Here is a 12,087-nt window from a genome sequence, read left to right on the forward strand (position 1 = left end):
CATAGTGGCCGAATACCGGCCGGGGATGCTGGGGAGGATCCGCATGACGTTGCACGACGAACAAGAGCTGCCGGGCGAACAGGCGAGTCGTACCGGCCGGGGGCGGGCGCGCTGGCTGGTGCTGGTCGTGGTGCTCGCGGTGCTCGCGACCGGTGGTGTGGTGGGAGTCCGCTGGTGGCAAGGATATTCGAACGACCGCGCGCTGGCCGGGAAGCGCCTGCAGGATTTCCCCGCCGTCGACCGCTCCGGTCTCGATGACTTCCAGCTGCGAGTCCTGGATGTGACGAAGCGCGAATACGGGCAGCAGCACGACGGCACCACCTACTCCGAGGGCATCAAGGAGGCGTGGTGCGCGGATTTCGTGAGCTGGGTGATGCGGGATGCCGGGCAGCCGCTGGAGAATCCGAATTCCGGATCCTGGCGAATTCCGGGCGTCGCCACCCTGGAGCAGTTCTACCGCGAACAGCACCGTTTCGAAGAGGCGGGATATCAGCCACATCTGGGTGATGTGGTGATGTACGCGCCCGGAAGTGCGTTCGGCCAGCACACGAATATTGTGATCGCCGCTGTCGCAGGCACGCTGACCACGGTGGGAGGCAATGAATTCGGCCGAATCAGCATTCATCGGTTCCGCCCGGCCGACGTACCCGGCGTGGTCGGATACGGCAGATTGGGAACATAGCAGTTCCACATTATTGAAAAGCTGGCGCGGGAGGGTGGGACTTGCTGGATCTTCCGCCTACCATGGGTGTCGGCGGCGCCCGGCAGCGTCGCCGATTGATCCCTGCCCTGCTGCCCCCTCATCGGCAGGGCAGGGATCCCCGCCCGACGAAAGTAGCTGGATGACGCCGTCCGACGAGCCGATGTGGATCGATTACGCCGAATTCGGCGAACGTTTCGTAGCGGCGGCGGTAACGGAATCCCGGATCGAAGCGGCGGTTTCCGGTATCGCCGGCCGCGGTATCACCATCGGCCCGTTCTCCATCGGGCCCGCCGGTCTGGCGCGCTTCGTGGCCAAGGGCAGCGCCGGGAAACCCACCGTTATTCGCCGCGGTCCGCATGTGCACTTCGATGTGGCCCTGCCGGTGAAGCTCCGGGTGGACGTCACGCTCGGCGGGCAGCGGCTGCGCCTGGAGGCGGTGGTCGACATCGACCTGAAGCTGCATGCCCGCACCGCCGACCCGCTGCTCATAGTCATCGATATTCCGCCGGTCACCAGTCGCGATGTCAGCTTCGTCATGCGGGCGCAAGCCATCGGCGCGGCCTGGGAACTGCTGCTCGATCCCATTGCCAAGCTGGTGCAGCGCGAGGTCGCCAATCGGATCAACGGCATTCTCGATGATCCGGATTCGCAGCGCGGGCGCACCTTCGATGTGGAAGCCATCCTCAACAGCAGTAAATCGCCGTATCACGGGCGGCCGACCCATGAATGGATCGGCTATGACGAATTCGGGCACCGCTTCTTCGAGCGCATCGTGACCGCCGACCGGGTGCGGGAGGTGGTCGAATCGCTGGCGGGCAAACCCATCGAGGTCGGCCCACTGCGCACCGGGCCGGGCAACAAGGCGCAGGTGACCGTGCGCGGTACGGTGCGACTACCCAGGGTCGTGGCGTCGACGCATCTCGCCGCGGCCCCGAAACCCGAGCCCGTCATCGCCGAATTGCCCAGTCTCGCAGAGGTTTCGGAGCCGGAGCCGGTCGGAGCCGACACCAAGGATCTGGTGACCTTCGATCTGATGATCCCGGTGAGTCTCGACATCACCGTGGATGTGCTGCAGTCCAATCGCTATCGCGCCGAGGTGCAGGTGCCCGTGGCCCTCACCGCTCGTGCCGCTGATCCGCTGCTGATCATTATCGACGCCGCGCCGCCCGCCGCCGAGGACATCGAGCTCGAGTTCAAGGCGAAGGGGCTGCGGGCCGCCGCGCTCGGCAAGCTCGCGGGTATTCGCAAACAGATCGCGATCCAGGTGGCTTCCGTGGTGCGCACCGAGGTGGCGGATGTTTCCCGTCGCACCATCGATGTGACGGCGCGTCTCGACGGCACTCGCGTCTGATCGACCCGGGGTTCGATCGACCCGGGGGCTTGATCGATGAAAATCCTGTTAGTCCGTTTTAGGACTTGTGGGATTATTGGTGCTTATGGGCCCTGTGAGCCTGGAGATTCCCATGTGAATATGGTGGAATGAGGGCACGTTCAGGGCTCCCGGCGCGCAGATGATCTTCGGATCATCGGGGAAGGTGCGCCGGGCACGCCGCAATAGTTCTACCGGTCACGGGCAATTTTTCGGTTTTGCACCGTCATCGGCATGTTCGATCAGCGAGTGTGCAAAGGAGTTCCGCGATGCGTTCCCTCCATGTCAACCGCCGGGCTTTCCTACTCGGGGGCGCGGCAATCGCCACCGGTATCTCCGCCGGATTGACACTGCCCGCCCCCAATGCCGCTGCCCGGCAACAACTCGGCACCCTGCTCGATTACGCGGGCGGTGTGCCCGATGCCGGCGCCATCAGCGCCGACGGGCATATGGGTGTCATCCGCTACGTCTCCGATCGCCGGCCCGGCGCGGAGTGGATGGCCGGAAAGCCTTTGCTGGCGCGCGAAGTCGACGCGCTGTCCGCGGCCGGACTCTCGGTCGTGTCCTGCTACCAGTTCGGCAAGGGGCCCACCGCCGACTGGCGCGGTGGCCTGGCGGCCGGAATCCAGCACGCCACCCGCGGGCTGGTGCTGCACAAGGCGGCGGGTGGTCCCGATACCGCCCCGATCTACGCCTCCATCGACGACAACCCCAGCGATGAGGATTTCGACAATCTCATCGAGCCGTATCTGCGCGGCTGGGAAACCGTCATCGGACACGAGCGGACCGGTGTGTACGCGAACTCGCCGACCATCGACTCCCTCCGTGGCGCGGGCCTGGGTTCCTACTTCTGGCAACACAATTGGGGCTCACCCAAGGGTTACGTGCACCCCGATGCGCACCTGCACCAGTTCGAGATCGACAAGCGCTCGGTCAGCGGCATCGGGGTGGACGTGAACGCGGTGCTGGCACCCCGATACGGGCAGTGGTGGTAGACGACCCCTGGACACTCGTGCCCCGCTGCCGATGGCAGCGGGGCACGGTCGTAGATGGGCGAATCTAGGTCTGGCAGTGGCAGGTGGGATCGTCGCGCAGATCCGGCTCGTCCGGCACCACGCGCAGCGTGAGGTGCCGGTCCCGGATTTCGTCGTCGTCGCCCTGCGAAAAGGCCTGGCGGTTGCCCTGCCAGGAGAACAGCGACCAGCGCGACAATCCGGAGAACGCCGAGCCGATACTTCCGAAGGATGCGGACGAGATCAGGGATCCGAACGATCCCGCCGATCCGATCGACAGCACCGATCCCACACTGCCGATGGACAGGATCGAATACGCCGATCCAATGGACAGGATCGATCCTTCCGAACGAATCGACAGGATCGATCGGCGCGATTTCAGACTCCCCAGGGGAGCGTTCACAGCGGCCATACCTAGCGGTCTACCACACTGATCCACCCCTGGAAATGATTTCGCCCCTGTTCCGGACCGCGGTTCGCGGAATGGAACAGGGGCGGAATTCTCGGCAATCAGACGGTGAAGAATCCGACCGTCGGCAGGAACGAGCAGCTGATCGGCTGGGTCTCGGGATCGGCCTGGGTGGTCAGCGAGCCCGAGACCACGGCGACAACACGACCGGCACCGGTATTGACGATGGCGGACAGTGTGGCCGGTCCGCCCGGATTGATCTTGGCCTCGTCGGTCAGGTTCTGCACGCCGCTCTGGCGGGTGTCCAGATTCAGCCACTGCACGGTCATCGGCGGATTCTGAATCTCGCTGGGGCTCTTGGTGCCCAGCGCGGTGAAGACGAATCCGGCCTGACCGGCGGCGGGTCCGGGCGGCGGCAGCGTGGCCGGTCCGGGCACGGCGAGCGCGGTGCCCACCGAGTCGGCGCCGGAGCCGATGCAGCCCTTACCGATTGTCGGCCACAGGAACTGGGCGATGACCGGGCCGTCCTTCGGCAGGTCGGGGCCGCCACCGCCACTGCCGTCGAGGAAGGTGATGATCGAGTTCAGCGTGGTCTTGATCTGCGGCGGCAGGTTCAGACCGGCCAGAATCTGCTTGGCCTGATCGAGGATTGCGGTCTGCGGACCGGGCGCCGCGATATCGGCCGGACCGGTGGCCGCTCCGATGATGGCCGGGATCAGCGAGGCCAGTGCGTCGACCGAAACCCCTTCCGGGACCATCGGAATCGTCGCGGTGGTCTGCTGCGGGGCCGGTGCGGGTTTGGCGAACGCGGTGTTCGGCACGGCAACAGTGGCGCAGGCCGCCAGGGCCAGCGCTGACATTGCGAATCGCGATCCTCGGGTGCGAAGCACTGGTGTAGCCGTCCTTACCTTCGGGTACATCTAGCAGCGATGGAGACATCGCTCCGCGCCACTCTAGGGACCGTGCTGCCCGGTTGTACAGCCACGGTGTGATCTTGCTGTCCTATATCCGGCAACGCTATCGAACGTCCGACCAGAAATCGTGTTACTGGTGTGGTCAGTGATGCGAATGTTACAGCAGAGGGTGTGCGTTTCCCGGCACATTTCCTTCTGGGACTACTCTTGTCGTCGCCCGCACGCCCACCGGTGAAGCCCGACCGGAAATCCCGCCGCCCGAGCTGAAAGTCTGTGCCGTGAATCGACACTTCCGCCTGGCCGTAGCGGCACTGGTGCTTTCGGTGCTGGCCCGTCTGGCCTGGGTGCTGCTGCTCCCGAACGGTATGAATTTCGTCGACCTGCATGTCTATATGGACGGGTCGGCCGGCCTCGGCAGCGGCAATCTGTACGACTACACCGATGCCAGCAAAACCCCGGATTTCCCGCTGCCCTTCACGTATCCGCCGTTCGCCGCGCTGGTGTTCTATCCGCTGCACTTCCTGCCGTTCACGCTGGTGGCCCTCGCCTGGTTATTGGCGACCATGGCGGCGCTGTACGGGGTGGTGTGGATCGCGCTGGAATTGATCCTCGGGAAAGAGGCGCTGCGCGAACAGCATTGGCGCACGGCGGCGGTCGCGTGGACGGCGGTCGGCTTATGGCTGGAACCGGTGCGGACCACGCTCGACTACGGCCAGGTCAACGTGTTCCTGGTGCTGCTCGCCATGCTCGCGGTGCGCAGTACCCGCTGGTGGGTGTCGGGAACGCTGGTCGGCGTCGCGGCCGGGATGAAGCTGACGCCCGCGATCACCGGGTTGTACTTCTTGACGCAGCGGCGCTGGCTCACGGCGGTGTGGTCGGCGATCGTTTTCGCCGGGACCGTCGGCCTGACCTTTCTGATCACGCCCGGCGAGACCCGCAAGTACTTCGCTGAGCTGCTCGGCGACGCCACCCGTATCGGCCCGGTCGCCACGGCGTCGAACCAATCGCTGCGCGGCACGCTCAGCCGCATCCTCGGTCACGATGTGCAGACCGGGCCGCTGTGGATCGCGGCCGTGCTGGTGACCGCGGTGCTCGCGGTGCTGGCCTGGCGTGCACTGGGCTCCGGTGACCGCCTGGGCACGCTCATCATCGTGCAGTTCTTCGGCCTGCTGGCCTCGCCGATTTCCTGGTCACACCATTGGATCTGGTTGATTCCGGCCATTCTGTGGCTGTGCTACGGCCCGCTGCGCGCGGCCGCGGGCGCGCGCATCCTGGCCGGATACTGGTTGGTCGTCACGCTGATCGGGGTGCCGTGGGTGCTCATGTTCTTCCAGCCCACCATCTGGACCATCTCCCGGCCGGGCATCCTGTCCTGGCTCGGCACGGTGTACACGGCCGGTGTGCTGGTCTTCTACCTCTGGGTGATTCGGGTGGGCCGCATCAGCCCTGCTGATGCAGTCGATCGATCTCGTGCGCAAGAGCCACATCCAGCGCGGTGAGGCTATTCGCGTCATGGGTGGAGAGCGTGAAAGTGACTCGCCGCCAACGGATGTCGATATCCGGATGATGATTCGCGGCTTCGGCGGCGACGGCGACGCGGCGCACCAGTTCGATACCGGCCAGGAACGAGGCGGCCTCGACCGTGCGGGCGATGGTGTCCCCGGTGCGGGTCCAGCCGGGCAGATCGGTGAGGGCCTTGGTGATCTCTTCTTCGGACAGCGGCGCGGGGGTCATGGTTCCGGTGTACTCCCGGTTCGGCTGCCGCGCTCGGGTTTCAGGCCGCGCGGGCGGCTTTGAGACCCTTCTTGAGCTCCTTGCCGCAGCATCCCGCGGCCTCGAGCTTCTTCATGCGCATGATGACGACAGGGCATTTCACACACCGCGTCTTCTTGCGGCAGCATTTCTTCTTCGGCTTCAGACGTGAAACGTCCTTCGCCTTCACCTTGCCCATGTTGGTTAGCTTAACCTAAGCCGGGCGGGTTAAACGTGTGACTTCGGCGAACGGTAATGTATAGCTCGCCGCATGCCCGGTGGAATCTCGAGTTTCCCCATGCATGACCCGCCGGGTCGGGCCAACCCTTTGCACCAGGAGGAATCTAACGTGTCGTCTGTCGAGTTCCGTAACGTCGCCATTGTGGCGCACGTCGACCACGGCAAGACAACACTGGTCGACGCCATGCTGCGTCAGTCCGGCGTGTTTGCCGAACGCGCCGAGCTGGTCGACCGGGTGATGGACTCCGGTGATCTGGAGCGCGAGAAGGGCATCACCATTCTCGCCAAGAACACCGCGGTGCACAGGCATAACGCTGATGGTTCGCTCACTGTCATCAATGTGATCGACACCCCCGGCCACGCCGACTTCGGTGGCGAGGTCGAGCGCGGTCTGTCCATGGTCGACGGTGTTGTGCTGCTGGTGGACGCGTCCGAGGGCCCACTGCCGCAGACCCGCTTCGTCCTGCGCAAGGCGCTCGCCGCCTCGCTGCCGGTGATCCTGGTGGTCAACAAGACCGACCGCCCCGACGCCCGTATCGAAGAGGTCGTCGAGGAGAGCCACGACCTGCTGCTGGACCTGGCCTCCGATCTGGACGACGAAGCCTCCGAGGCCGCCGAGCTGGCGCTGGATCTGCCGGTCGTCTACGCCTCCGGTCGTGAGGGCAAGGCCTCCACCACCCGCCCCGAGAACGGCCAGGCCCCCGGCGTGGACAATCTCGACGAGCTGTTCGACGTGCTCATGAAGCACGTCCCCGCCCCCAAGGGCGATAAGGACGCGGCGCTGCAGGCGCACGTGACCAACCTCGACGCCTCCCCGTTCCTCGGTCGTATCGGCCTGGTCCGCATTTACAGCGGCACCCTGCGCAAGGGTTCGAACGTGGCGTGGATGACCCCCGAGGGCACCAAGACCGTCAAGATCACCGAGCTGCTGCAGACCATCGGTGTCGAGCGCAAGCCCGGCGAGGAGGCCATCGCCGGTGACATCGTCGCCATCGCCGGCATCCCGGACATCATGATCGGCGACACCCTCGCCGATGTGGACAACCCGGTTGCGTTGCCGCGCATCACCGTTGACGAGCCGGCCATCTCGGTGACCATCGGCACCAATACCTCGCCGCTGGTCGGCAGAGTGTCGGGCCACAAGCTCACCGCCCGTCAGGTGAAGGCGCGCCTGGACCAGGAACTGGTCGGCAATGTCTCGCTGCGCGTGCTCGACATCGGCCGCCCGGACGCCTGGGAGGTGCAGGGTCGTGGTGAGCTCGCGCTGGCCATCCTGGTCGAGCAGATGCGCCGCGAAGGCTTCGAGCTGACCGTCGGCAAGCCGCAGGTGGTCACCAAGACCGTCGACGGCAAGATCCACGAGCCCTTCGAAGAGCTGACCGTCGACTGCCCGGACGAGTACCTGGGCGCCGTCACGCAGCTGCTGGCCGCCCGCAAGGGCAAGATGGTGCAGATGAGCAACCACTCCGCCGGTTGGGTGCGGATGGAGTTCATCGTGCCGTCGCGTGGCCTGATCGGTTTCCGCACCGACTTCCTCACCGACACCCGCGGTACCGGTATCGCCAATGCCGTGTTCGACGGTTACGCGCCGTGGGCCGGCGAGATCCGCGCCCGCCACACCGGTTCGCTGGTGTCCGACCGCGCCGGTTCGGTCACCCCGTTCGCCATGATCCAGCTGTCCGATCGCGGCCAGTTCTTCGTGGAGCCGGGCGCCGACACCTACGAGGGCATGGTCGTGGGCATCAACCCGCGCGCCGAGGATCTCGACATCAATGTCACCCGTGAGAAGAAGCTGACCAATATGCGGTCCGCCACGGCTGATGTGTTCGAGACCCTGGCCAAGCCGCTGCACCTGGATCTGGAAGCGGCCATGGAGTTCTGCACCGACGACGAGTGTGTCGAGGTGACCCCCGAGGTCGTCCGCGTCCGCAAGGTCGTCCTGGGCGCCACCGAGCGTGGCCGCGAGCTGTCTCGCAAGAAAGCTCGCGATCGCGGCGCACAGTAATATCTGCCTCCGCTTCGCTGCGGCGGGTGCTGTATTTTCGGCCTCCGCTTCGCTGCGGCGGGTTCGCGGCCCTGTTACCCCGGTCTTCCCTCCCTCCGCTCCTCCGCTTCGCTCCCCCGCTCCACTCAGTCCAGACCGGGGCGGGCCGCGAACTTGGAGCGGGGGGAGTCGGTCGTCTTGGGGTAGAACGAAATCGCGAGTGGGGTCGGTGGACAGGTGGAGAGAAGTGGGTCCAGTAGAGTGCCGAACGTGAAGACGGGGCCCGGGGTTCGAGCATCGTTGCGGGCGGTGTTGGTGATGGTTGCGACCCTGCTGGCGGTCGCGACCGGATGCACGGCGAATCCGCCTCCGCCCATCGAGAGCACCGACAGTCCGAAGACGCAGCCTGCCAAGCCGGGGAGCAATTCCGTGGTGGTGGCGGTGGATGACATCGGCATCGGGTTCAATCCGCATCTGCGCTCGCAGCAGTCGCCGGCGGCGGCCGCGGTGTCGTCGATGGTGCTGCCGAGCCCCTTCCGGCCGGCGCCCACGCCGGCGGTGCCGGGCGGTACCGACTGGGTGCTGGATCCGGCGCTCATGGTGTCCGCGGATGTCACCTCGCAGGAACCGTTCACCATCACCTATCAGATCAAGAACGAGGCGTCCTGGTCCGACGGCGCCCCCATTGCCGCGGAGGATTTCAAATACCTCTGGCAGCAGATGATCACGCAGCCCGGTGTGGTGGATCCCGCTGGGTACCGGCTCATTTCGGATATCAGCTCCTCGGCGGGCGGTAAGACCGTCACCGTGACCATGCGCGAGGAGTACCCGGCCTGGCGGCAGCTGTTCGCGGATCTGCTGCCGCAGCATCTGGTCAAGGATTCCGGATTCGAGCAGGGCCTGATGGACACCATCCGGGTGTCCGGCGCGCAGTTCCGCATCAAGCAGGCCGATCGCGGTCGCGAGGAGATCCTGCTCGAGCGCAATGACCGGTACTGGGGCAAGCCCGCGGTGCCGGATCAGATTCTGTTGCGGCGCGGTGGAACTCCCGCGCAGGTGGCCGAATCGCTGCGGGTCGGGGATGCGCAGATGGCGCTCGTGCACGGCGGGGTCGCGCTGCAATCGCAGCTGGCGGCCATCCCGTCGGTGCGGACCGCCGTGATGGCGCAATCCCGGGAAATGCAGCTGGTGCTCAACGGCCGGGTCGGGGATCTGGCCGATATCAGGGTGCGGCGGGCCGTGCTCGGCCTGCTGGATCCGGTGCTGCTGGCCACCGTCGGCGCGCAGACCGGCAGTTGGGTGGAGCCGGTGCGCGCCCAGGTGCTGGCGCCGTCGGATCCCGGTTATGTGCCGACCTCGCCGCCGCGGCTCAGTACCGACGAGGTGTTCGGGTTGCTGAACGAAGCCGGATACGGCCGCGCGCCCGAGACTCCCGCCACCCAGTCGCCGACTTCGCCTGCGCCGCAACCGCGTCCGATCGCCAAGAACGGTAAGACGCTGACGATTCGGATCGGCGCGGTGGAGGGCGACGATTCCACGCTCGCGGTCGCCAATACCGCCGCCGACCAATTGCGCAGTGCCGGAATCGATGTCAATGTGCGCAGCATCCCGGCCGCGCAGTTGTACGGCAAGGACGACACCGATTCCGGCGTGGACGCCATTGTGGGCTGGGAGCGGGCGGGCGCCGATCCGGCGACCGTGCTGGCCTCGCGCTACGGCTGCCCGCCGGTGGTGGCGCCCGATGCCCCCGGCAGCGATACCGCCGTCGCGGACGCGGCGAAGAAGTCGCCCTCGAATCTGTCCGGTGTCTGTGATCCGACGCTGCAGCCGGGTATCGACGCCGCCCTGCGCGGTGTCGATGTCGGCAAGGTGATCGGGGATTCGGAGGCGAAGCTGTGGGATCTGGCGACCGTGCTGCCCATCGTGCAGGACACCCAGGTGGCGGCGGCCGGACCGCGTGTGGACGGGGCCTCGCTCAGCGGCGCCATCCAGATCGGCATCTTCGCCGACGCCGCGAACTGGCACCGGCTGCCGTGACCGCGCCCGAAACCGGAGGGCTGCTGCTGGTGCACGCCCATCCCGATGACGAATCCATCACCACCGGCGGCACCATCGCGCACTATCGCCGGCGCGGTGTGCCGGTCACCGTGGTGACCTGCACCCTGGGCGAAGAGGGTGAGGTCATCGGGGAGCAGTGGGCGCAACTGGTCGCCGATCAGGCCGATCAGCTCGGCGGCTATCGCATTCTCGAATTGACCAGGGCTCTGGTCGCATTGGACGCGGCGCCGCCGCTACTGCTGGGCGGTGCGGGCCGCTGGCGGGACTCCGGCATGGCCGGGACGCCCTCGGCGAGCAACCCCCGAGCCTTCGTGAACTCCGGCGACGCGGCGGTGCAGGCACTGGTCCAGGTCATTCTTCGGCTGCGCCCGAGCGTGGTGGTCGGGTACGACCCGCGCGGCGGATACGGCCATCCGGACCATATTCGCGCGCACGAAATCACCATGGCCGCAGTCGATTCCGCTGTCGAGCTGGGGTGGGAGGTGCCGAAGGTCTACTGGACCGTCACCGACAGTGCCACCCTCGCCATGCATACCGAAGCGCTGAAGCGCCGCACCGTCGATCAATTGCCGGGCGCGCTGCCGCCCGGCTGGCGATTGCCGCACGAGGGCGAATTGGCTTGTGTGCCACACGAATCCGTCACCACCACGGTGGACATCGCGGATGCCCTGGCCGCCAAGCGGGCCGCCCTGCGCGCACACGCCACCCAGGTGACGGTGGCGCCGTCCGGCCGCGAGTTCGCGCTGTCGAACGATATCGCCCAGCCCGTGCTCCCGGAGGAGCACTACATCCTGGTCCGCGGCCGGCGCGGTGAGCCCGGCGCGGACGGCCGCGAGCACGACCTGTTCGCCGGATTGTCCGACACGTATGTTTCACAGTCGACCGGGATGAGACACTGACCTCCATGTACAACTGGGATCTGCAGAATGCGATCGCGGCGTTCGTCGAGAGCCAGCGCCCCAATTTCCAGGCACAGCACGATCTGTATCTGACGGTGCTGTACGGCTTCGTCGATATGCAGAGCCAGTTGCTGACCCTGCTCGGCTTCCCGCCGGTGTCGTGACGGCCGCCGTCAGCGCTCGTACCGGTGATGACGCGAGCGTCGGACTGCGCACGAGCGATAGGTGGGTGGGCGCGGCCATCGCGCTGTTCCTGACTGTCGATGCCTTGATCACGCTGGTGCTCGAGGTGCTCTACCTGCCGCTCTACGCGGGGCACGCGACCGTGCACGAGAGTGCGCCGCTGCTGGCGGCCGCCGCGCCGCTGGCCTCGACCGGTACGACCGCGGGTGCCATCGCACTGCCGCTGACGGCGCTGGCGGCGGCGGTGGTGAATGTGCTGCTGGTGGCGGGCATGTCCGTGGTGAGTACGCGTACCGCCGTCATGATCATGCCGCTGACCGTGTGGACCCTCGGCTTCCTGGTGTGCGCCAGCTCCGGTCCGGGCGGCGACGTCATGCTCATGAGCGAATGGCCGACCATGGCGCTGCTCATCTGCGGGCTGCTGCCGGCGGGGTTGTACCTGTACTGGCGGGCCACCTCGCGCTACGCGCACGAGATCGCGGCCGCTCGCTAGCGGTCGCCGTTTCTGTCGTAGGCCGGTGTCACACTTTTCGGGCCTGCGTCGTCAGCCTGTCGAATCGCGC

13 protein-coding genes are annotated in these 12,087 nt (G+C 66.4%); 9 read left to right on the forward strand and 4 right to left on the reverse strand.

Translation table 11 applies throughout. The features are described from left to right. The first annotated feature begins 43 nt into the window (after positions 1-43). The 3 genes from OG716_RS36830 (at position 44) to OG716_RS36840 (ending at position 3,067) form a co-directional block, all read left to right on the forward strand. A complete protein-coding gene (locus OG716_RS36830; protein WP_405134878.1) occupies positions 44-682 on the forward strand; it encodes a CHAP domain-containing protein in 639 nt (212 codons plus the stop codon). A gap of 160 nt (positions 683-842) precedes the next feature. Further along, the gene (locus OG716_RS36835; RefSeq protein WP_405134879.1) at positions 843-2,054 is read left to right on the forward strand and encodes a hypothetical protein; all 1,212 of its coding nucleotides are present in this window, start codon (positions 843-845) and stop codon (positions 2,052-2,054) included. 287 nt (positions 2,055-2,341) lie between these two features. Next, on the forward strand, positions 2,342-3,067 hold the full coding sequence (locus OG716_RS36840) for a DUF1906 domain-containing protein (RefSeq protein ID WP_405134880.1): 726 nt from the start codon (positions 2,342-2,344) through the stop codon (positions 3,065-3,067). Between the two features lie 64 nt (positions 3,068-3,131). On the opposite strand, the gene OG716_RS36845 is transcribed toward OG716_RS36840, so the two are convergent. Both OG716_RS36845 and OG716_RS36850 read right to left on the reverse strand, forming a co-directional pair. Continuing rightward, positions 3,132-3,497: a hypothetical protein gene (locus tag OG716_RS36845; protein ID WP_355119228.1), complete on the reverse strand. Its 366-nt coding sequence runs from the start codon at positions 3,495-3,497 to the stop codon at positions 3,132-3,134. A 98-nt stretch (positions 3,498-3,595) separates the two neighbouring features. After that, positions 3,596-4,354 carry a hypothetical protein gene (locus OG716_RS36850; protein ID WP_327141984.1) on the reverse strand — a complete coding sequence of 253 codons (759 nt, stop codon included), beginning with the start codon at positions 4,352-4,354 and terminating at the stop codon, positions 3,596-3,598. A gap of 302 nt (positions 4,355-4,656) precedes the next feature. Between OG716_RS36850 and OG716_RS36855 the strand changes: the two genes are divergently transcribed. Beyond that, a complete protein-coding gene (locus OG716_RS36855) occupies positions 4,657-5,907 on the forward strand; it encodes a mannosyltransferase (protein WP_405140177.1) in 1,251 nt (416 codons plus the stop codon). Here the strand turns inward: OG716_RS36855 and OG716_RS36860 are convergent. Then, a complete protein-coding gene (locus OG716_RS36860) occupies positions 5,849-6,142 on the reverse strand; it encodes a 4a-hydroxytetrahydrobiopterin dehydratase (protein WP_405134881.1) in 294 nt (97 codons plus the stop codon). The two genes, OG716_RS36855 and OG716_RS36860, sit on opposite strands and share 59 nt — an antisense overlap. A 40-nt stretch (positions 6,143-6,182) precedes the next feature. After that, positions 6,183-6,359, reverse strand: coding sequence for a hypothetical protein (locus OG716_RS36865; protein WP_327141981.1), 177 nt, complete (start codon positions 6,357-6,359; stop codon positions 6,183-6,185). Positions 6,360-6,509: 150 nt separating this feature from the next. Between OG716_RS36865 and typA the strand changes: the two genes are divergently transcribed. The 5 genes from typA to OG716_RS36890 all read left to right on the forward strand — a co-directional run bounded on the left by typA (position 6,510) and on the right by OG716_RS36890 (position 12,017). Beyond that, complete coding sequence (gene typA, locus OG716_RS36870) at positions 6,510-8,405, forward strand: translational GTPase TypA (RefSeq protein WP_355119222.1); 1,896 nt, start codon at positions 6,510-6,512, stop codon at positions 8,403-8,405. 297 nt (positions 8,406-8,702) lie between these two features. Continuing rightward, positions 8,703-10,421 (forward strand): ABC transporter family substrate-binding protein, encoded by a 1,719-nt coding sequence (locus tag OG716_RS36875; protein ID WP_405140179.1) that lies wholly within the window; start codon positions 8,703-8,705, stop codon positions 10,419-10,421. Next, the gene (gene mshB, locus OG716_RS36880) at positions 10,418-11,341 is read left to right on the forward strand and encodes an N-acetyl-1-D-myo-inositol-2-amino-2-deoxy-alpha-D-glucopyranoside deacetylase (protein ID WP_405134882.1); all 924 of its coding nucleotides are present in this window, start codon (positions 10,418-10,420) and stop codon (positions 11,339-11,341) included. Before OG716_RS36875 ends, mshB begins: the two co-directional genes overlap by 4 nt. Before the next feature lie 5 nt (positions 11,342-11,346). Continuing rightward, positions 11,347-11,505, forward strand: coding sequence for a hypothetical protein (locus OG716_RS36885; RefSeq protein WP_327141978.1), 159 nt, complete (start codon positions 11,347-11,349; stop codon positions 11,503-11,505). Next, positions 11,502-12,017 carry a hypothetical protein gene (locus tag OG716_RS36890; RefSeq protein ID WP_405134883.1) on the forward strand — a complete coding sequence of 172 codons (516 nt, stop codon included), beginning with the start codon at positions 11,502-11,504 and terminating at the stop codon, positions 12,015-12,017. Before OG716_RS36885 ends, OG716_RS36890 begins: the two co-directional genes overlap by 4 nt. The last annotated feature ends 70 nt before the right edge of the window (positions 12,018-12,087 follow it).

It is taken from the genome of Nocardia sp. NBC_01388 (assembly GCF_045040085.1).
Classification (GTDB): Bacteria; Actinomycetota; Actinomycetes; order Mycobacteriales; family Mycobacteriaceae; genus Nocardia.